This is a genomic window from Leifsonia naganoensis (assembly GCF_013410615.1).
Taxonomy (GTDB): domain Bacteria; phylum Actinomycetota; class Actinomycetes; order Actinomycetales; family Microbacteriaceae; genus Leifsonia; species Leifsonia aquatica.
Genome location: NZ_JACCHJ010000001.1, coordinates 2561903 through 2581562 on the forward strand (window position 1 = coordinate 2561903; position 19660 = coordinate 2581562).

At 67.5% G+C, this 19660-nt stretch carries 19 protein-coding genes; 18 read left to right on the forward strand and 1 reads right to left on the reverse strand.

The window, feature by feature from the left end; all coding sequences use genetic code 11:
• The first annotated feature begins 156 nt into the window (after positions 1-156).
• Genes HNR14_RS12405 through HNR14_RS12425 form a run of 5 tightly spaced genes read left to right on the forward strand, consistent with a single transcriptional unit; the run spans position 157 to position 4798 of the window.
• Positions 157-1023 (forward strand): transporter substrate-binding domain-containing protein, encoded by an 867-nt coding sequence (locus HNR14_RS12405; protein ID WP_179701306.1) that lies wholly within the window; start codon positions 157-159, stop codon positions 1021-1023.
• 19 nt (positions 1024-1042) lie between these two features.
• Positions 1043-1831 (forward strand): amino acid ABC transporter permease, encoded by a 789-nt coding sequence (locus HNR14_RS12410; RefSeq protein ID WP_021757859.1) that lies wholly within the window; start codon positions 1043-1045, stop codon positions 1829-1831.
• On the forward strand, positions 1828-2598 hold the full coding sequence (locus tag HNR14_RS12415; RefSeq protein WP_179701307.1) for an amino acid ABC transporter ATP-binding protein: 771 nt from the start codon (positions 1828-1830) through the stop codon (positions 2596-2598). The genes HNR14_RS12410 and HNR14_RS12415 overlap by 4 nt, the downstream gene beginning before the upstream one ends.
• On the forward strand, positions 2595-3614 hold the full coding sequence (locus HNR14_RS12420) for a Gfo/Idh/MocA family protein (protein WP_343064478.1): 1020 nt from the start codon (positions 2595-2597) through the stop codon (positions 3612-3614). The genes HNR14_RS12415 and HNR14_RS12420 overlap by 4 nt, the downstream gene beginning before the upstream one ends.
• Positions 3615-3619: 5 nt before the next feature.
• The gene (locus tag HNR14_RS12425) at positions 3620-4798 is read left to right on the forward strand and encodes an NAD(P)/FAD-dependent oxidoreductase (protein ID WP_179701308.1); all 1179 of its coding nucleotides are present in this window, start codon (positions 3620-3622) and stop codon (positions 4796-4798) included.
• Between the two features lie 24 nt (positions 4799-4822).
• On the opposite strand, the gene HNR14_RS12430 is transcribed toward HNR14_RS12425, so the two are convergent.
• Entirely contained in the window at positions 4823-5053 is a 231-nt protein-coding gene (locus HNR14_RS12430; protein WP_179701309.1) for a hypothetical protein, read from the reverse strand.
• A gap of 38 nt (positions 5054-5091) precedes the next feature.
• Here HNR14_RS12430 and HNR14_RS12435 point away from each other — a divergent pair, with 38 nt between their 5' ends.
• The 13 genes from HNR14_RS12435 (at position 5092) to HNR14_RS12495 (ending at position 19660) form a co-directional block, all read left to right on the forward strand.
• Positions 5092-6525: a phytoene desaturase family protein gene (locus HNR14_RS12435; RefSeq protein WP_246311564.1), complete on the forward strand. Its 1434-nt coding sequence runs from the start codon at positions 5092-5094 to the stop codon at positions 6523-6525.
• 285 nt (positions 6526-6810) lie between these two features.
• Complete coding sequence (locus tag HNR14_RS12440) at positions 6811-7689, forward strand: ABC transporter ATP-binding protein (RefSeq protein ID WP_179701311.1); 879 nt, start codon at positions 6811-6813, stop codon at positions 7687-7689.
• Complete coding sequence (locus HNR14_RS12445; protein WP_179701312.1) at positions 7686-8882, forward strand: ABC transporter permease; 1197 nt, start codon at positions 7686-7688, stop codon at positions 8880-8882. Before HNR14_RS12440 ends, HNR14_RS12445 begins: the two co-directional genes overlap by 4 nt.
• Before the next feature lie 157 nt (positions 8883-9039).
• Positions 9040-9207, forward strand: a complete 168-nt coding sequence (locus HNR14_RS12450) for a hypothetical protein (protein ID WP_155829032.1) — start codon at positions 9040-9042, stop codon at positions 9205-9207.
• Positions 9208-9516: 309 nt separating this feature from the next.
• Entirely contained in the window at positions 9517-11274 is a 1758-nt protein-coding gene (locus HNR14_RS12455; RefSeq protein WP_179701313.1) for an alpha/beta fold hydrolase, read from the forward strand.
• A gap of 40 nt (positions 11275-11314) precedes the next feature.
• Entirely contained in the window at positions 11315-11869 is a 555-nt protein-coding gene (locus HNR14_RS12460) for a hypothetical protein (RefSeq protein ID WP_179701314.1), read from the forward strand.
• Between the two features lie 309 nt (positions 11870-12178).
• Complete coding sequence (locus HNR14_RS12465) at positions 12179-13273, forward strand: class I SAM-dependent methyltransferase (RefSeq protein ID WP_179701315.1); 1095 nt, start codon at positions 12179-12181, stop codon at positions 13271-13273.
• Positions 13274-13310: 37 nt separating this feature from the next.
• Positions 13311-14312, forward strand: a complete 1002-nt coding sequence (locus HNR14_RS12470; RefSeq protein WP_179701316.1) for an SIS domain-containing protein — start codon at positions 13311-13313, stop codon at positions 14310-14312.
• Between the two features lie 10 nt (positions 14313-14322).
• Entirely contained in the window at positions 14323-15246 is a 924-nt protein-coding gene (locus HNR14_RS12475; RefSeq protein ID WP_246311565.1) for a PfkB family carbohydrate kinase, read from the forward strand.
• 35 nt (positions 15247-15281) lie between these two features.
• Entirely contained in the window at positions 15282-16373 is a 1092-nt protein-coding gene (locus HNR14_RS12480) for a LacI family DNA-binding transcriptional regulator (RefSeq protein WP_179701317.1), read from the forward strand.
• A 157-nt stretch (positions 16374-16530) separates the two neighbouring features.
• Positions 16531-17859 (forward strand): ABC transporter substrate-binding protein, encoded by a 1329-nt coding sequence (locus tag HNR14_RS12485; protein ID WP_179701318.1) that lies wholly within the window; start codon positions 16531-16533, stop codon positions 17857-17859.
• Complete coding sequence (locus HNR14_RS12490; RefSeq protein WP_179701319.1) at positions 17856-18830, forward strand: carbohydrate ABC transporter permease; 975 nt, start codon at positions 17856-17858, stop codon at positions 18828-18830. Before HNR14_RS12485 ends, HNR14_RS12490 begins: the two co-directional genes overlap by 4 nt.
• Positions 18824-19660: a carbohydrate ABC transporter permease gene (locus HNR14_RS12495; RefSeq protein WP_179701320.1), complete on the forward strand. Its 837-nt coding sequence runs from the start codon at positions 18824-18826 to the stop codon at positions 19658-19660. The genes HNR14_RS12490 and HNR14_RS12495 overlap by 7 nt, the downstream gene beginning before the upstream one ends.

Sequence of the window (19660 nt, forward strand, 5' to 3'; positions counted from 1 at the left end):
GACGAACCCGCGAAGTGTCGGGTACAGTCCCAGAAAACCAACTGAGACCGGTCTCAGCGTAAGTGACTGAGACCGGTCTCTGCAACCACACAGATCGATGAGGATCGCTCCTTTCGCGTCCCCGCCGAACCGCCCAACGCACGATTGGACCCCGCAGTGAAACGACGCACTCTCCTCCGGCCCGCCGGACTCCTGGCGGCCGCCGCCACCGCCGCCCTCGTCCTCGCCGCCTGCAGTTCGGGCGGGGCCTCGGGCACCGCCACGAAGGACAACCCCTACGGATTGATCGAGGCGGGAACGGTCAGGGTCGCCAGCCTGGGCGATGCCAAGCCGTACACCTTCACCGACGCCAGCGGGAACTTCACCGGTTTCGACGTCGAGCTGTTCACCGACGTCGCCAAGCGCGCCCACCTCGGGAAGGCCGTCTTCACCGGCCAGGACTTCTCCGGCCTCCTCTCCGCCGTCGCCAACCACCAGTTCGACGTCGGCGTCGCCGCCATCGGCATCACCGACGAGCGCAAGAAGACGGTCGACTTCTCCGACGGCTACCTCGCCGGCTACCTCAGCGTGCTCACCACGAAGAGCTCGGGCATCGACTCCTCCAAGGACCTCGCGGGCAAGCGACTCGGCGTCGTGCAGGGAACCCTGCAGGAGACCTACGCGGTCAAGAACTTCCCGAAGGCCGACCTGGTCCGCTTCCCCGACAACAACGCAGCGGTCTCGGCGCTCAACAGCGGCTCGATCGACGCGCACTTCCTCGACTACGAGGCGCTGAAGAGCTACATCGCCCAGTACCCGGACCTGAAGGACGCCGAGGACATCCCGTCGTTCGACGCCCCCGCCGGCTTCGCGATCGCCAAGGGCAACCCGGCGCTGAAGAAGGCCCTCGACACCGCCCTGCACGCGGCGATGGAGGACGGCACCTGGAAGACGCTCTACCAGAAGTGGTTCCCGGGCTCCCCGATGCCCGAGCAGTACCTCCCCACGGCCGAGCAGACCTCGACCCCCACCCCCACCAAGTAGGCCGACAGGGAGAATCCCCATGGACTGGCTCAACACCATCTCGCACACCTTCTTCGACATCCCGTCGATGCTGCAGGTCTTCCCGCAGCTGCTGACCGTCGGATTGGTGAACACGCTGATCATCTCCGCCGCGGCGACCGTGCTGGGCGTCGTGCTCGGCATGGTCCTCGCCGTCATGGGGATCTCCACGTCGCGCTGGCTGCGCATCCCCGCGCGCATCTACACCGACGTGTTCCGCGGCCTGCCCGCGATCCTCACCATCCTGCTGATCGGGCAGGGCTTCGCACGGTTCTCGCAGTCGATCTTCGGGCCGTCGCCCTATCCGCTGGGCATCCTGGCGCTGTCGCTGATCGCCGCCGCGTACATCGGCGAGATCTTCCGCGCCGGCATCCAGAGCGTCGAGCGCGGCCAGCTGGAGGCGTGCCGGGCGCTCGGCCTGAGCTACGGCAAGGCGATGCGCCTGGTCGTGGTGCCGCAGGGCATCCGCCGGGTGCTGCCCGCCCTGGTCAACCAGTTCATCGCCATCGTCAAGGACTCCAGCCTCGTCTACTTCCTCGGCCTGCTGGTCGGGGAGCGCGAGCTGTTCCGCGTCGGGCAGGACGCCGCCGTGCTGACGGGCAACCTGTCGCCGCTGGTGCTGGCCGGACTCTTCTACCTGGTCATCACGGTTCCGCTGACCCATGTCGTGAACCACTTCGACAACCGGTTCCGCACCGGGCGCCGCCGGCCGGCCCCGCCCAAGAGCGGTCTGGATGAGTTGGACGAGGTGCAGACCCCTGCGCCGATCACCCTCGGGAGCAACACATGACCTACACCTCTCCTCTGCCCGCGCAGACCCGCGCGGACCTGCGCGGCTCGTCCCTCGAGCTCGTCGACCTGACCATGGCGTACGGCGACATCGAGGTGCTCCGCGGCGTCTCCATCGCCGTCGCCCCCGGCACCACGACCTGCGTCATCGGCCCGTCGGGCTCGGGCAAGTCGACCATGCTCCGCGGCGTCAACCGTCTGCACGAGCCGAAGAGCGGCGACGTGCGGCTCGGCGGCGAGAGCATCCTCGGGACGAAGCCGGACACCCTCCGTCGGCGGATCGGGCTCGTCTTCCAGCACTTCAACCTCTTCCCCGACCACACCGCCCTCCAGAACGTCACGCTGGCGCTGCGCTCGGTGAAGAAGCTTCCCCGGGAGCAGGCCCAGCGGATCGCGGAGGAGCGCCTGACCGAGGTCGGCCTCGGCGAGCGGATGGACCACCGGCCGCGCGACCTGTCCGGCGGTCAGCAGCAGCGCGTCGCCATCGCCCGCGCGCTCGCCATGGAGCCGGAGGTCATGCTGTTCGACGAGGTCACCAGCGCGCTCGACCCCGAGCTCGTGAAGGGCGTCCTCAACCTCATGGCCGACCTCGGCCGCCGGGGGATGACCATGGTCGTCGTCACCCACGAGATGAACTTCGCCCGCAAGGTCGCCGACCAGGTGGTCTTCATGGACGAAGGTCGCGTCGTGGAGGCCGGCCGCCCCGACGACCTGTTCGACCGGCCGCAGAGCCCGCGGCTCCAGCGCTTCCTGTCGGAGGTGCTGTGAGCGACGGGCATGCGATCCGGGTCGGACTGATCGGCTACGGCGTCGCCGGGCGCGTGTTCCACGCCCCGTTCCTCGCGGCGGACCCCGCCTTCGAGCTGGCGGCCGTCGTGACGTCGCAGGCCGACCGCCTCGCGTCCGACCACCCGGGCGCGATCGCCGTCGCCGACGTGGAGGCGCTGCTCGCGCATCCCGGACTCGACCTCGTGGTCGTGGCCTCGCCGACGCCGCTCCACGTCGCCCACGCGACCGCGGCGATCGATGCCGGGATCGCGACGGTGGTCGACAAGCCGTTCAGCCCCGACGCCGCGTCCGGCCGGGCCCTGATCGAGCGGGCCGACGCGGTCGGCGTCCCGTTCACCGTCTTCCAAAACCGCCGCTGGGACGGCGACTTCGTGACGCTGCGCCGGCTCGTCGCGGAGGGTGCGCTGGGCGACGTCCGGCGCTTCGAGTCGCGGTTCGAGTGGTGGATGCCCTCCGCCGGCGACTCCTGGAAGGCGACCACCGCGGCGGGGGACGGCGGTGGCGTGCTGCTCGATCTCGGCGCCCACCTGATCGACCAGGCCCTCCTGCTGTTCGGGCCGGCCGCCGTCGCGCACGCCGAGGTCCGGAACCGTCGCGGAGGAGCGGCCGAGGACGACGTCTTCGTCGTGCTCGACCACGACTCCGGGACCACGAGCCACCTCTGGATGAGCGCGGTGGCACCGCTCTCGGGCCCGCGCTTCCGCGCCCTGGGATCCCTTGGCGGATTCCTTTCGTGGGGGCTCGACCCGCAGGAGGATCAGCTCGGCGCCGGGATGCGTCCGGGGGACCCGCGGCTCGGCGTCGCCGGCACGACCGCCCGTCTCGGCACGGACGCCCACCACGACGGCCTGCCGCTCGAACCGGGCGACTACGCCGACTTCTACCGCCGGCTCGCGGGGTCGCTGCGTGGCGGCTCGCCGCTCCCCGTCGACCCGCGGGACAGTCTCGCCGTCCTCGAACTGATCGACACCATCCACACCTGGAACCGAAAGTGAGCACCATGACCACCGCATCCATCCGTCCCCGCGTCGTCGTCATCGGCGGCGGGATCCTCGGCGCCTCGACGTGCGCCCAGCTGGCCAGGGGCGGCGCCGACGTGACGCTCGTCACGGCGGGGTCCCTCGCCGACGGCGCCTCCGGTCGTTCGATCGCGTGGCTGAACTCCTCCGGCGATCGCACCCCCGAGTACCACTACCTGCGGCTGATCGCGCTCGACCGCTACCGCACCTGGCGCGAGCAGCACCCCGACAGCCAGGGGTACCTCCGGTTCGACGGCGCGCTCAAGTGGGCCGGGGAAGGCGAGAGCTTCCGCGACACCTTCGCCTTCGAGCGGGCCAACGGCTACGACTCGATCTGGGTCGACCGCAGCGAGATCGCGCGGTTCGCGCCGGATGTCGACCCCGCGTCCGTCGCCGAGGAAGGCGCCATCTTCAACGCGGGGGAGGGGTGGGTGAGTCTGCCCGACCTCATCGCCGCGCTCATCGCGGAGGCCGTGGCGGACGGTGCGACGGTCGTCGAGCATGCCGGGCAGGCGCGGGTCGACGTCGTCGACGGAGCCGCGGCCGGAGTGATCCTGGCGGACGGCACCCGGCTGGCCGCGGACCACGTCGTGCTCGCGACGGGGCCTGGCGTCCCCGCGCAGCTCGCCGCTCTGGGCGTGACCGTCCCGGACGCGACCCCGACCGCCTTCGTGGTGTTCACCGAGCCCGTGGATGCCGGGGTGACCACGGTGCTCAACACCCCGCGCGTCGCCGTGCGGCCGACCCCGGACGGGCGTCTCGTGCTCGACGCGGACTGGGCCGAGCAGTCGACCTCCGTCGCGGACGACGGCACGATCACCGTGCCCGAGGAGTCGGTGGCCGGCCTTCTCGAGGAGGCGTCGAAGGTCCTCGCCGGGCACCCGACGCTCACCGCTGCACGCGTCGGCGCCGGCCTGAAGCCGATCCCCGGCGACGGCGAGCCGGTCGCGGGACCGGTGCCGTCGATCCCGGGCCTGTACGCCCTGTTCACCCACTCGGGCGCGACCCTCGGCCTCGCGCTGGGCGAGCTCGCCGCGGAGGAGATCCTCACCGGAACACCGTCGCCCGTCCTGGAGACGTTCCGCCTCGACCGGTTCGGCGCCGACGCACAGGACGACGCTGTCGCGACGGGTGCGTGGAAGCCGGTGCTGCAGAAGTAGCTCCACAGGGCTGCCCCGGCGTCGCTATCCGAGATCGGGGCGCGCCGGGGCAGCCGGCTTCGGGGCGTCCTGGTCGAGGACGGCCTGGATGATGGTGGCCGTCCGCGCTGTCAGCTCATCGCCGGGATAGAAGGTCTCGTAGAGGGCCTCGACATCATCGACCGACGTGAGGCCGATCGCGGGGATCAGCGTTTCCAGGTCCTCGAGTGCCCGTCGACCCAGCGGGCAAGCGCAGGTGCCAGCGGGAATTCTCATATCGTATGAGCAGATGTTCAATGTAACCTCTGCACGATATGAATGCTGTGGTGGTTGGAAGCGGCCCGAATGGTTTGGCTGCGGCCGTGACGCTCGCTCGAGCAGGAGTCCCGGTCGAGGTATTCGAGGCGACCGCCGACTACGGCGGTGCTCTGCGGTCGACGGAGTTCGGCGAGACCGGAGCAGTGATCGACCTGGGGTCTGCCGTGCATCCTTTCGTTGCCGCTTCGCCCTTCTTCACAGAATGGGCGGCCCTCGAACGGGTCCCATACGTGACACCGGATATCTCCTACGCCCACCCGCTCCCGCGCGGCGCCGCCACCATCGCCTACCGCGACCTTGAACGCACGATCGACTCGCTCGGCGCTGACGGAGACGCGTGGCGGCGACTCTTCTCGATCGCTGTCGACCACCCCATCCAAGTCAGTGCCGTTGCAACCCAGCCCGTCCTACGCACCGCCCTCAAGCCGTGGACTGCGCTGCCCATGGCGCAGGGAATCGTGCGGGCCCTGCTCGGTCATCCCCGCCCATCGAATGGTCGCGCGGCAGCACTGTTCGCCGGCGTGGCCGCTCATTCCGGTGCGCCACTCGGCGGGGCGAGCTCCGCCAGCGTGGGTCTGGTGCTCGGCGTCCTCGCGCACACGAGCGGATGGCCGCTCCCGATCGGTGGGGCGGGGCGCCTGGCCGATGCTCTCGTCGCTGACCTTCGCGCACACGGAGGCGTCTTGCACCTCCAGCGGCCCGTCCGCCACTGGGACGATCTGCCGCCAGCGGACGTCGTCCTCCTGGCGACTTCCGCCCGAGACGCCGAGCGAATACTCGCCACAGGCCCCGGTCGACGAACGCGAGCTCGCAGGACGCTCTTCCCTGGACCTGGCGTGTTCAAGCTCGACCTGCTTCTGTCGGAGCCGCTGCCGTGGTTGAACCAGGAGGTGAGGCAGTCCCCGACCGTGCACCTCGGCGGCCCAGCAGCTGAGCTCCGGCACGCGGAACGCGAGGTGGCCGCCGGCCGCCTGCCCGCAAAGCCCTTTGTAATGCTCACACAACCCACCGTCGTAGACCCGTCCCGCGGACGCGGCCGCCACACGGCCTGGGCGTACACTCGCGTCCCCGCGGGTTGCCCCCTCGACATGACGGAGCAGATCCTCGACCGGATCGAAGAGTTCGCACCTGGTGCCCGCGACGTGATCCTGTCCATCACAGCCACGCGCCCCGCCGAACTCGAAGCGCTCAACCCGAGCCTGATCGGTGGAGACATCCTCGCCGGCACCACCCGGGGGCTTGCGTTCGCCAGGCGCCCTACTCTCCACCCCGCGCCCTGGCGCACACCCGTCCGCGGTGTTTACCACTGCTCCAGTGCCGTAGCCCCAGGCCCCGGTGTCCACGGCATGGTCGGCCACCTCGCCGCCCTCGACGCGCTCCGCACCCACTTCAATCTGGCCGCGCCGGCACTCGGATCGACGCGGACCTGAAGCCGGCGTCACCTCACACCTGAGCTCGGTCCAGGCTGTGCTCCACCTTCTGTGTGCGGGACGCGTAAACCATGGCCGTGACTACGCAGGCCGTGCCTCAACTGCTTAACCGGACGCTGACCGGTACTGCAGAATCGCCAGTCTGCCCCCGTGTGAGATCCGAAGGCTCATACGCTCGAAAAGCGATCCGGACATGCTGGCACACGCGACACGATCGCGGTCTGGACTGTGGAACGGCAATCAAAGGCGAGGGGCTGTATGCGAGTAGACGTCTCGAATTTCCGGATGGTTTTCGGGGACCGAGTGCTCATAGATGATCTCTCGTTCTCGGTCGCGTCCGGGGAAACCTTCGGATTTCTCGGCAGCAACGGCTCCGGCAAGACCACGACGCTGCGCGCACTACTCGGAATGCTGCAGCCCACCGGGGGCCAGTTGCTCATCGATGGCCAGACGTTCCGTCCAGGAGCTCGCGCGCGGGTGGGTTACCTCCCAGAGGAGCGCGGTCTGTATCGCAAGGACACCGTCCTCGACGTGATGACGTACTTCGCCGAGATCAAGGGATTGGGTCGCAAGGAGGCCCGCGCCTGGTCGGAAACCTACCTGGAGCGCGTCGGGCTCGCTGACCGGGCACGGATGCGACTGGAGAAGCTCTCCGGCGGTCAGCAACAGAAGGTCCAGCTGGGCGTAGCCATCATGGGCGACCCGGGCCTGCTGATCCTCGATGAGCCCGCGAAGGGGTTGGACCCGGTCAATCGACAGCTGCTGATGGATCTGATCGCCGAACGCAAGGCGGCGGGAGCGACCGTGATCCTCGTCACCCACAACATGGACGAAGTCGAGCGGCTGTGTGACCGTGCACTCCTGCTGCGAGCAGGGTGCGCGGCAGCGTACGGGACGATCCAGGAGATCCAGGACGCCCACGGCGCCCGAACGATCGCGACTCGACTGCTGGGAGAACTGCCGGAGTCGCCGCTCTACACCGTTGCACGTCGCGTCGGCGACGTCGTCGAGCTCCTTCCGAGCGCTGGCGCGACGGATGAGGGCATCCTTGCTGCCCTGGTCGCCGGCGATGCACGTCCGGTTGCGTATGAACCGAAACGGGTGTCGATGGATCAGGTGTTCGTCAGCCTCTATGGCGCTGCCAACGAGGAGGTCTACGCATGAGCGCCAATCAGGTCCGTATCGTCACCCGGTTCGAACTCACCAGGACAATCCGCCGGCCACAGTTCTGGATCGCCGCCCTCCTTCTTCCCGCTCTGATGGCGGCAATGATCGCCGTGATGACCTGGGCGGGCACCTCCACCCCCGAGACGTCGGAGCCCGTCAGCTTCGAATACTCAGACGACTCGGGAATCATCTCCGAGGCCGCAGCGGCGCGTCTGGGAGGGCGCCCGGCGGGCTCGGACGCGGAAGAGCGCACGAAGGACGGGAAGCTCACCGCATACCTCCACTATCCAACCAACCCCAGCACGGAGCTTGTCGAGATCCACGCGGCTGACCGCGGCCCATTCGGCAACAGTGATTACACGACCCTCGCCCGTGAACTATTCACCCTCAGCATCGACAGCACCCTCGACCCGAGCACCGCAGAACTGGTTCGAACGACGCCGGCAACGACGATCCACGCCTACACCGACGGTGCACCCTCCGGAGGGATCTCCGCAATGATCCTGCCCGCCTTGCTCGCCGTACTGCTGATCCTGATCGTCTCACTGCTGGGCAACCAGATGCTGAACTCCGCCGTTGAGGAGAAGGAAAACCGGATCAGCGAGATGATCCTCGTCTCCCTCCCCGCCCGCGCCCTCATCCAGGGCAAGATCCTCGCCCTCGCCCTGCTGGGTCTGGTACAGATCGGGATCTTCGTCATCACCGGGGTGCTGCTCTACGCTGCCGCCGCACCGACCGTAGACCTCAGCTTCCTCGGGATCGACACGATCGTCGTGGACCCCGTGCGCGTCGGGCTTGGGCTCGCACTCCTCATGGGCGGTCTGCTCACCCTTGCCGCTGTCTTGGTCCTGATCGGGGCAGCCATGCCGTCGGCCAAAGATGCCGCGCCGTTCTACAGCGCCGTCGTGATCGTCACCATCGCGCCGCTCTACTTCATCACCACCATCCTCATGACACCTGACAGCCCCGTCGTGGCGATCCTGACCTATTTCCCGTTCACTGCACCCATGACCGCATTGCTCCTGAACGCGACCGGAGCGCTCAACCCCTGGGCCGGGGCCCTTATCGCGATCGGCTTGTTCGTGATCGGCGCGCTGATCCTGCGACTGGCGATCGCCGCGTTCCAACTCGGCGTCATCCAGTACGACCAAAGACTCCGCGTCAAAGACCTCATCTCCCGCCCCGCGTAGACCACAGCGAAAGGAATTCGGTGTCCGCCACAACCTCAGATGGCAGCCCCCGCGGTCCGCCTCGGCCATGGCTAGCCCTTCATCCACGAATCACAACGAAGTCATACGAACCGGTGCGGTCCGCCTGATCGGCACCGGAATGAAAAGGAGCTACAAGATGAGCAACGTACTCGGATACGTCAACGCCAACGCGAAAAGCACCGCGGGAGGGTCTCGAGTTCAGGTCATGCCCAGCGAAAGCGCCCCCGTTCTCGCATGTCCGGTTGTGGCGTTTGCCGCGATCGGCTTCGGCATGTACACGGTCTTCAACAAGTGCTTCGGCTAGGACACGACTGACATGCTGCTACAAGCAATCGAAGACCAGACGTCGGGCGCGGGTGTCTCCCTGGAGCGGATGACGATCACGCGGAAGCCTGACGCGGCGGTCCTGGCTACCCCGACTCTTGCCATGGCCTTTGGCGCCCTCCAAGGAGGATGGTTCGTGGGCGAGATGGTCAAGAACGTCATTCGCGGTGGCTGAACACTGAGCATCGGAGTCGTGTTGTATTTCCGTAATTCTGCCGACATGAGCTCCGGTGCACGTCGCCGGCGAGCCCTCACCACTGGTGAGCGGTTCGCCGGCTTCAGCTGTGCCGTGAGCAGCCTGGAGGCGTTAGCCGACCATCGAGAACTCAACGATGACGGTGTCCGACGCGCGTCAAAGATCAACCGCCAGGACCCCGGCAAGACCGTGATCGGGCGCGCGATCTTCCGGGCGCTCGATCGCAAGTGGGCATTAGTCGCCCTGCACTCCAGCCGAGTCCTGGCCGGAACTCTCCTAACCGTCGCCCCCACCCCAAAATCTCGCGCAGCCCACATCATCCGAGGCATAGCGGGCGCGCAGCTAGCGGTCTCCGAGGGCCTTCTGGCCTTCTACAACCGCTACGGCTCCGATGGGGCAGATCAAGCGACAACGCAGATCCTTGCTCCTGCCGCGATAGCGCGTCTCTCGACCAACCCACGCGTTCAAGATGCCGCGTTGTGGTACACGGCGTTGCAGGGAACCCTCTCCTACGCAGTCGCCGGCGTGGCCAAGCTCTTCGGGAAGGAATGGCGCGAAGGAAGCGCCATCACGGGCGTCCTCCGCACGCAGGGATACGGCCATGAACGACTCTGGAAATTCTTCGACCGACACCCGAAACTCGCAAAATCCGCGACATGGGGCACCGTTGCCTGGGAGGTGAGCTATCCGCTCGCGCTCCTTCCGGCGCCGGCGATCACGCGTCTTTACTCCGCCTCAGCAATCGCCTTTCACCTGGTGAACGGCTACGCGATGGGACTGGGCCGGTTCGCATGGGCATTCGCCGGTGTGCACCCGGCCATCAACTACGTTGCTCACCCTGGCCTCCAGGTCCACAGGCCGGCGGGAGACGTCCCGCGCACTGCGGTCGCAACGAGCGCAGTAGCGATCGGTGGGCTAGCGGTGGCAAACGTCGCTCGATCACTTTCGCTACGTGAGCTTCCTCTCGGCTGGGAACAGATCACCGCTTCTTCGTGCAACACCCTCGCCTACCAGGGCCGCTCCGGCGTCGGTGACACGCTCGTCGTCTTCGAAGGAGGATTGGCCGCGTCGATCGAGATGTATCAGTGGTACGCCGACTCGCTCACGCAGAAGACGGACTTCAGCGTCGTCGCGTATGAGCGCGCTGGCTACGGCGCAAGCACACTCTCCCCACAACGTGAAGCCGAGTGGAACTTAGACGCCGCGGTCGACGACCTCAAATCGCTCATCGACCATCTGCGACTACCAGACCAGCGCCTGGTCATCGCCGCCCACTCGATGGGCGGGGAAATCGCACGCCTCCTCGTAAACCGGTATCCCGGCTACGTCGATGCGTTGGTCCTCATTGACAGCACGAACATTAACCAGTTCACCGACGGCTCACTGTCCATGAAGGAGCAACGAAAGCTCCTTGACGCGTTCGCCACACAGCGAAGGATCACGTCGTTTGGGCTCGGCCCGCTCAATCCGGGCACTCCCCCCACCCGCTACCTCCCCGCTCACTCAAGGAAAAGAGCGGTAGCTCAGGAGCGCAACCACCGCATGTGGCGTGCCGCACAGCGGGAGTACGCGGCGCTGCTCCGATCGCTGCCCGACCAGCCGATCACACTCTTCACGACCCCGATCCCCTGCCTCGTCGTCGCGTCCAAGGCGACGGTCGAACTCGACGACCAACGAAAGCACCAGGAGGAGCTCGTCGAGGCCACGCGCGATCCCTCTCACGCGGACCTGGATCTCGTCGTCGTCGACGGCAAGCACGACTCGATGATCGCCATGCCGCACCTCGCAGCTGACCTGGCCAACATCACCATCGACTTCTTGAAGGGCAGGCCGGTACATGGTGCGGCATAAGGGCATCACGCTAGCGACCGTCGTCGGGGTTGCCGCATCCATGCTGACCATCACCGTGCTCCAGCAAATGCCCGGAGGAGCATACGCGCGGATCCGGGCAAAAGACTCCGCAGCCTTGATACCAATGTGGAGCTTCTTCGCACCACGACCGGCCATACACGACTACGAACCGCTTCATCGATTCATCCGCTGCGACGGTCAACCTACACCCTGGATGCACACGATCGAGCCACAGAAGCGCAGCCTCCTCGACAACATCTGGGCTCCTCAGCGCAGACTCAGGAAGTCCATCTTCGACATGACCAGCGACCTCCTCCCGCTCATCCAGGAGCGGGACGTCGATGCGATCGAAACAGGGCCCGCCTACATCGGCCTACGCGACTATGTCCTACGGTTGGCCCGCGAACGAGAGGACCCCGAAATCGCTGCCGTCCAGTTCCTCGTGACGCTCCACGGCGGCTACGACGAGTCGGTCGATCCCGAGATTCTGTTCATCTCGAAGGCTCATCAGCTGGATAAGACACCGCCAACGCCTCCTCCCACTGCCGGCGAGTCTCCGGCGAGCGAAAGGGGGCGCGATGGGCTACTTCTCTGACCTCATTCGACGCGACGAATGGGCTCGAACCCCAGCAAGTATCAAGTACCCCTTCGCTGCCTTCATCGCCGCCAGTCTGCTCACCATCACCGCTTCGATCCTGATCGGATGGCCAGGCCCGCTATGGCGCGAGGGACTCGCCGCGCTGGTCGGATACACGGCAGGCGCGATCGTTCGAGCATGCCAGAAACATCGAGCCAAACGCTCACCATCAGCCCCGGGCAAGTACGCAGGAGCGACGTGCCGCGGGCCGCGCGGACGGTAACCCCCGAATTCAACTCAATTCCTTCTATCTTCAAATGGAGACTCATGACCGCAAGCACCACGCCCTCGTACCTCCACTACGGCGCCGACTTCGCCGACATCTACGACACGATCTTCCCCCGGACGACGATCGGTCCAGGCGAACTCGCGTGGCTCTCTGGACACGTCGGCGGCGGGAAACGCGTGCTCGAGCTGGGCGTGGGTACCGGCCGCGTCGCCCTGCCCTTGGCGGAACGACTTGCAGAAGGCGGCCAACCCGTCGAGTATCACGGCATCGACATCAGCACCGAGATGCTCGCCCAACTCGAGGACGCCGACACCGCCGGCCGCGTCACTGGCACGCGCGGTGACATCGTCTACGACCACTACGGCGTCGACTACGACATCATCCTGTGCGTGTGCGCCACCATCTCGATGATCACGAAACCGGACGATCAAGCTCGCGTCTTCGTCAACGCCGCGAAGGCGCTGAGGCCCGGCGGAACGCTCATTGTGGAAACCCACAACGCTGAATTCGTGCAATCGATGCACGGTCCCCGCACGGACATCACCTACTCGGTGCCCTACCCCGACGGCAAACGAGCCCTCGTCAGCTTCTCCACCCTGGACCACGAAGCCTGGACCATCGACCACTGCTGGATCGACAACGGCACGACCCGATTTGTCAGCGAAACCAGCCGAGTCACCACCCTCCGAGAACTCGACACCTACGCCACCAACGCCGGCCTCACCCCAGGGGCCCGCACGTCCGGCCTCAACGGCGCGCCCATTAGCCGGACTAGCGGCACAATCACGGTGGAGTACAGCAAACCCTCTGAGAACGCACAGCAGTCTCAAGCCGCCTCTTGGCGGTGGCCCCATAGGCGCCGGGGGACCGATCTTCGCCCCCTCGGACCGGATGCTCCCACAGTCGTCGCGGTCAGCGCCGCGCTGGGAGTCGCGACCATCGTCTGCGGCCGCGGATTCGCACGGCTTGTAACCGGGGTCCAGTTGGCGTATCCCGGGCCCACTCACGTTCGTCGCACTCTCGAGCCGAGAGTTGTCTCACTCCGTGCGCGGGCGCCAAGCGTAGCGAGGACGAACGGAGGAGGCCACGCCTTGCTTCCACCTCCCATCCATGCCACCATTGAGACACATTGATACCGGTACCAATAAGTGGGTCGGTGGAGGGAGACAGATGCTGGGCTTCAATGAAGAGGAATTCCTGGAGCAGGTCAGGAGCACCGTGGCGCTCCGGCCGCAGATCGAGGAGCTGGTCGCGCGCATCCAGGCCGGCCACTGGAAGAACATCTATTTCATCGGCGCCGGTGGCACCTATGCCGCGGCCCTGCCGTACGAGCGCTTCTTCCAGACGCGCTCCGACTTCCCGGTGCGCACGGTCATCGGCAAGGAGTTCGTCCTTGCGCCGGACCCGCAGTTCGGACCGGACTCGGTGGCGATCTTCGCCTCCGTATCGGGCACGACCGAGGACATCCTCGACTGCGTCGAGTTCGCCCGCGAGAAGGGCGCCCTGACCATCGGCTTCACCGGCTACCCGGAGAGCCCGATCGCCACCGCCGTCGACGAGGTGCTGCTCTCGGCTCCGAAGGCGTGGCCCTTCGACGTGCAGTTCCTGCTGTTCGGCGCCGCGTTCCTCGCCGCCCGCGGCGAGTTCGAGGGCTACGACCGCCTGGTGCAGGACCTCGACTACATCCCGGAGGCCCTGGTCGCGGTCACCACGCAGGCCGACGCGGTCGGCCAGGCGTTCGCGCAGAAGCACGCGGAGACGGACTACCACTTCCTCGTCGGCTCGGGGAACCTGTGGGGGTTCACCTACCTCTACTCGATGTGCATCCTCGAGGAGATGCAGTGGCTGCGCACGACCCGTGTGCACGCCGCCGAGTTCTTCCACGGCTCGCTGGAGCTGATCGAGAAGGACACCAGCTTGCTGCTCTTCGTGGGCGAGGACGAGACCCGGCCGCTGATGGACCGCGTCCACTCGTTCGCGACCACCTACAGCGACGACGTGACGGTGATCGACACCAAGGACTACGCGCTGCCGGGAGTGAGCGACGAGTTCCGCGGACTGCTCTCGCCGATGGTCGCGGACGCCGTCGTCGACCGGTTCAGCAAGCACCTCGCGCAGGCACGCGACCACTCGCTCGACCTGCGCCGCTACTACCGCGTCGTCGAGTACTGAGCGGGATGCGATGAGCGACCTGCGCGTCCTCGGCTTCGGGGACAACATCGTCGACCGGTTCGTCGACCGCGGCATCGAGTACCCGGGCGGCAACGCGGTGAACGTCGCCGTGTTCGCCCGGCAACTCGGCGCCGAGGCGGCGTACCTGGGGGTGTTCGGCGATGACGAGCGCGGCCGTTTCGTCCGGGGCGCCATCGAGGACTGCGGGGTCGACACCTCGCGCTCCCCGGTGCGCCCCGGGCCGAACGGGGTGACCGAGATCGAGACGGTGGAGGGGGAGCGGAGGTTCCTCGGCTGGAACCAGGGCGGCGTCACGATCAGCGATCCGTTGCAGCTGGATGCGGACGACGTGCGGTACGCCGCCGGCTTCTCACTCGTGCACTCGAGCGCGTACTCGGCGTCCGTCGCCGAGCTGCCGAAGCTGGCGCCGACGCGGGTGCTGCGGTCGTACGACTTCTCGACGGAGCCGGAGTTCCGAACCACGGAATACCTCGACGCCGTCGGCCCCTGGGTGGACCTGGCGCTCGTCTCGTGCGGCGACCTCACGCGCACCGAGGTCTGGGCGGAACTGCGGCGCATCGCCTCCCACGGCCCGAAACTCGTACTGGGGACGCAGGGGGCGGCGGGGGCGGTGCTGTTCGACGGCGACGCCTACTACTACTCCGACTCGGCGCCGGTGCCGGGGCCCTTCGTCGACACGATGGGCTGCGGCGACGCCTACCTCGCGGCGTTCGTGGTTGAATTGCTGCGATCCGGCTGGCGCAGGAACGAGCGGCCCAGTGGCGTGGCCCTGCACCGGTCCATGCGCCGGGCCGCGCAGTTCGCGGCACGGCAGTGCACCGTCGAGGGAGCGTTCGGCCACGGACGCGACAGCGAGGGCGCCGTCGAGGCCGTCGGCCCGATCGGAGGAGTGGCGGCCGTCGAGCTCGGATGACGCGGACGCCGCCCCGCGACAAGGAAGGGGTGGCGATGTCCACGGAGCGCGAGCGGACGCCGTCGCCGACGATCTCGGAGGTGGCGGAGGCCGCCGGAGTCGGTCGTGCGACCGTCGCCCGGACCCTCGGCGGCTACGGCTCGGTGAGCCCGAAGACCCGGGACCGCATCCTGGCCGTCGCGAAGGAGCTGGGCTACCGGCCCAACTCGATCGCCCGGAGCATGACCACCGGCGAGACCCGCACGCTCGGCCTGGTGCTGGCGGACGTCGGCAACCCGTTCTTCGCGGGCGTGCTGCGCGGCTTCAGCGACGCCGCCCGCACGGCCGGCTACGACGTCATCGTGCTGAGCACGGACGAGAACCTGCAGCTCGAGGAGGCCGCGATCGAGGTGCTCGTCGACAAGCAGGTCGACGGCATCGCGCTCGCGCCGGCGGCGGGCCGCACCGATCCGCTGCCGCACCTCGACATCGTCGCCAAGCGCGAGATCCCGCTCGTGCTCCTCGACCGTCTGGTCGACGCGGTGGACGCGGACGCCGTCGTCATCAACAACCGCGAAGCGTCGCGGGAGGCCGTGGCCTCGCTGATCGACCAGGGCCACCGCCGCATCGGGTTCGTGTGGGGCCCGGTGACCACCGAGCCCGCGGCCGACGCCGACGATCTGCGACGCATCATCGACAACGCGCTGTGGAGCGACGGCGAGCGGCTGCTCGGCTACCTCGACGCGCTGGAGCGCGCGGGCATCCCCTTCGACACCTCCCTCGTGACCCACGTGCTCAAGAACGAGTCGCAGGCGACGCGCGCGGTGCTCGGGATGCTGTCCCTCTCGGATCCGCCGACCGCGATCTTCGCCACGGAGACGGACGCGCTCACCGGCTCGCTGCGCGCGCTGCGGCAGCGGGGGCTGCGCTGTCCGGAGGACGTGTCGCTGATCGGCTTCGACGACAGCTCGTGGGCGAGCGTGATGACGCCGCCGATGTCGGTGGTGGCGCAGCCGATGCACCAGCTCGGCGCGCTCACCGCCGAGTGTCTGCTGGCGCGCGTCGGCGGAAGCGAGGCGCCGACGGCGACGCACGTGCTCGAGGCCGACTTCGTCGCCCGCGAGAGCGTCGCGCCGCCCGCCGCATAGCCCATCGGCCGGGCCGGTATCCCCAAAACCTGATCCAATGTTGATACCGGTACCAATTTCCCGTATAGTCATCGCAACCGGTCCGGAGCGACCGGTCCAACCGATCCAAAGACGGGTCCGGCGGCAGGCATCCTCCGCACGACCCGGACGACGGGAGATGAGCGTGAAGAAGACCAGAACCATCACGGTGGCGGCTATGGGCGTCCTGGCGCTCGCGCTGACGGCGTGCTCGTCCGGCGGAGGCGGCACCGCGGCCGCCGACATCGCGGCCAAGCCCGACTACTCGGGCAGCCTGAGCATCCTGACCGCGGGAGCGGGCGACCCCATGAGCTCGTACTTCGAGGGCGTCGTGGCCGCATACAAGGCCGAGCACCCCCAGGTGAAGATCACCCTGGCGCAGGAGACCGACGACAACGCGATCAAGGACAAGGAGAAGGTCCTGATCGGGTCGCAGTCGCTGCCCGACATCTACTTCAGCTACGCCGGGAACTGGGGTGAGAACTTCGCCCTCAACGGACTCGCCGCCGACCTCAGCTCGGTGATCGCGCCCGGCACGACCTGGGGCGACACCTTCGGCGAGGGATCGCTGAACGCCTTCAAGTACGACGGCAAGTACTACGGCGTCCCGCTTTACAACGACGCGAAGTTCATGGGATACAACACGAAGATCTTCGCGGACCTCGGCCTGAGCGTCCCGACCAGCTTCGACGAGCTGATCTCGGACTGCTCGACCATCAAGGTCGCCGGCTACGTGCCCATCGCCTTCGGCAACAAGGACGGCTGGCCCGGCCTGCACTACCTCGGCCAGCTCTTCGCCTACGACGTGCCGCGCTCGGCCCTCGACGCCGACCTCACGCCGAAGACCGCGAAGTACACCGACCCGGGCTACGCGGAGGGCATGAAGCAGTTCCAGCAGCTCGTGACCGAGTGCACCGGCGACGCGTCCAACTCCAACGGCGTCACCTACACGACCGCGCAGCAGCAGCAGGCGACGGGCAAGGCCGCCATGTACTACCAGGAGCTCATCGAGTTCGACTCGGTGAACACCGCCGACAGCCGGCTGCACGCCGACGGCTTCGGGATCTTCCCGCTGCCCGCACCGGCGTCGGCGAAGGGCGACGCGGGGACGCTGGAGGCCGCTCCCGAGGGCTACATGATCAACCAGCGCAGCAAGAACGCCGCCCTCGCGCTCGACTTCATGAAGTTCGCGACGAACCAGAAGAACGCCACGACCCTCTCCTCGCCGCCGTACGGTCAGCCGAGCGCCGTGAAGGGCGCGGTCACCGACCAGAACGCCACGGCGGCGGTCGCCGAGGGCACGAAGCTCGTCAACGACGCGAAGACCACCTTCGTCTGGCTCGACATGGCCAACGTGCCCGACGTCGCCGACGCGTGGGTGGCGGCGTCCGAGGGCCTCGTCTCGGGCAGCCTCACTCCGGATGCGGCGCTGAAGGCCGTGCGTCAGGCCGCCGAGAAGGCGAAATGACCACCACCCAGGCCCCGCCCGCTCCCGTGCGGCCGCGTCTCGAGCGCGGCGGCACAGCCCCCGCGACCGGGGCCCCCGGCTCCGGTCGCCGGCGCGCGCCGAGCTGGCGCGGCCTGGTGTGGCTGATCCCCGCCCTCGCCGTGCTGGCGGTGTTCGTCTACTGGCCGCTGCTGCAGAACATCCTCTTCAGCTTCCTGAAGTGGAACATCTACAGCGGCGAGCAGACCTTCGTCGGCACCGAGAACTACACGAACCTCGCGGGCGACCCGGTCTTCTGGCGGGCGCTCGGCAACAACGCCTGGTACGCGGGGCTCTCGATCGTCTTCCAGGTCTTCGGCGCGCTGGTCCTCGCCGCCATCGTGGAGAGCGTGCGCAGCGAGCGCTGGCGCAAGGCGTTCCGGGCGATCTACTTCATCCCGTCGGCGATCTCGCTGACCGTCGCCGGCCTCCTCTTCTACTTCGTCTACCAGCCGCAGACCGGGCTGCTCAACGTCTTCCTCGACAACGTCGGCCTCGGTCAGTTCTCGCAGGCGTGGCTCGGGCACGAGGGCACGGCGATCTTCGCGATCATCGCGATGAGCCAGTGGCAGGGGTTCGGCTACAGCGTGCTGCTGTTCTCGGTGGCGCTGCAGCGCATCCCGCAGGAGCTGTACGAGGCGGCCCAGCTCGACGGCGTCGGGCCGGTGCGCCGCTTCTTCGACGTCTCCCTGCCGCTCGTGCGCGAGATGACCGGCCTGATGATGATCGTCACGATCTCCGGGGCCTTCCAGGTCTTCAACGAGGTGATGGTGATGACGAGCGGAGGCCCGAACAACTCGAGCCAGGTGCTCGGCACGTGGCTCTATCACGCGGGATTCGTCACGAACGACTTCGGCTCGGCCGCGGCCATCGGCGTCGCGATCTTCGTCATCACGCTGGTGCTCGCCGTCGCGCAGCTCGCGTACTCGCGCAAGAGGAGAGTGGAATGGTAGTCCTGGCCCGGTTCGGCCGCGGCGTGCGCGTCGCGGCGATGTGGACCCTCCTGGTCGTGCTCGCCGTGGTGGTGCTCTACCCGCTGCTGTGGATGGTGACGAACGCGCTCAAGACGAACGCCGAGCTGTTCACCAACCCGTTCGCGCTGCCGGCGTCGCCGATCTGGCAGAACTTCGCGACGGCGTGGCGGCAGGGCGTCGGCGACTTCGTGTTCACGAGCGTCTCGCTGACCGTGCTCGCGACGCTCATCACCGAGCTGATCAGCGCGTGGGCGGCGTACGGCCTGACCCGGGTGAGCATCCCGCTCAACCGCACCTTCACCGTGCTGGTGCTCGCCGGCCTGATGCTGGCGCCGACGGTCGCGCTCATCCCGCTCGTCAAGATGTTCCAGGGGATGGGGCTGTACGACTCGTTCCTCGGCCTGCTCATCCTCTACACGGCGTTCCGCATCCCGTTCACCGTGTTCCTGATGCGCGCGTACATGCTCGACCTGCCGCGCGAGGTCGACGAGGCCGCCTCGATCGACGGCGCCTCGCGGGCGGCCACGTTCTGGCGCATCATCCTGCCGATGAGCATGCCCATCGTCATCACGACCATCGTGCTCAACGTGCTGCAGAACTGGAACGAGTACCTCTTCGCGATGGTGTTCACCTCGGGCACGGGCGTGCAGACGCTGCCTGTCGGCCTGGCGGACCTCATGTCGAAGAACGGCACGCAGTACCCCGTGGTCTTCGCCGGGATGGTGATGGCCGCGCTCCCGATGGTGATCCTGTTCTTCGTCTGCCAGCGCTACTTCGTCCGCGGTCTCGCGGGCGGCGTGGGCAAGTGA

Coding starts and splice junctions, on each gene's coding strand:
- HNR14_RS12410 (WP_021757859.1), top strand. CDS start 1,043: ATGGACTGGCTCAACACCATCTCGCACACCTTCTTCGACATCCCGTCG.
- HNR14_RS12415 (WP_179701307.1), top strand. CDS start 1,828: ATGACCTACACCTCTCCTCTGCCCGCGCAGACCCGCGCGGACCTGCGC.
- HNR14_RS12425 (WP_179701308.1), top strand. CDS start 3,620: ATGACCACCGCATCCATCCGTCCCCGCGTCGTCGTCATCGGCGGCGGG.
- HNR14_RS12430 (WP_179701309.1), bottom strand. CDS start 5,053: ATGAGAATTCCCGCTGGCACCTGCGCTTGCCCGCTGGGTCGACGGGCA.
- HNR14_RS12435 (WP_246311564.1), top strand. CDS start 5,092: ATGAATGCTGTGGTGGTTGGAAGCGGCCCGAATGGTTTGGCTGCGGCC.
- HNR14_RS12440 (WP_179701311.1), top strand. CDS start 6,811: ATGGTTTTCGGGGACCGAGTGCTCATAGATGATCTCTCGTTCTCGGTC.
- HNR14_RS12445 (WP_179701312.1), top strand. CDS start 7,686: ATGAGCGCCAATCAGGTCCGTATCGTCACCCGGTTCGAACTCACCAGG.
- HNR14_RS12450 (WP_155829032.1), top strand. CDS start 9,040: ATGAGCAACGTACTCGGATACGTCAACGCCAACGCGAAAAGCACCGCG.
- HNR14_RS12460 (WP_179701314.1), top strand. CDS start 11,315: ATGCTGACCATCACCGTGCTCCAGCAAATGCCCGGAGGAGCATACGCG.
- HNR14_RS12465 (WP_179701315.1), top strand. CDS start 12,179: ATGACCGCAAGCACCACGCCCTCGTACCTCCACTACGGCGCCGACTTC.
- HNR14_RS12470 (WP_179701316.1), top strand. CDS start 13,311: ATGCTGGGCTTCAATGAAGAGGAATTCCTGGAGCAGGTCAGGAGCACC.
- HNR14_RS12475 (WP_246311565.1), top strand. CDS start 14,323: ATGAGCGACCTGCGCGTCCTCGGCTTCGGGGACAACATCGTCGACCGG.
- HNR14_RS12480 (WP_179701317.1), top strand. CDS start 15,282: ATGTCCACGGAGCGCGAGCGGACGCCGTCGCCGACGATCTCGGAGGTG.
- HNR14_RS12485 (WP_179701318.1), top strand. CDS start 16,531: ATGAGCGTGAAGAAGACCAGAACCATCACGGTGGCGGCTATGGGCGTC.
- HNR14_RS12490 (WP_179701319.1), top strand. CDS start 17,856: ATGACCACCACCCAGGCCCCGCCCGCTCCCGTGCGGCCGCGTCTCGAG.
- HNR14_RS12495 (WP_179701320.1), top strand. CDS start 18,824: ATGGTAGTCCTGGCCCGGTTCGGCCGCGGCGTGCGCGTCGCGGCGATG.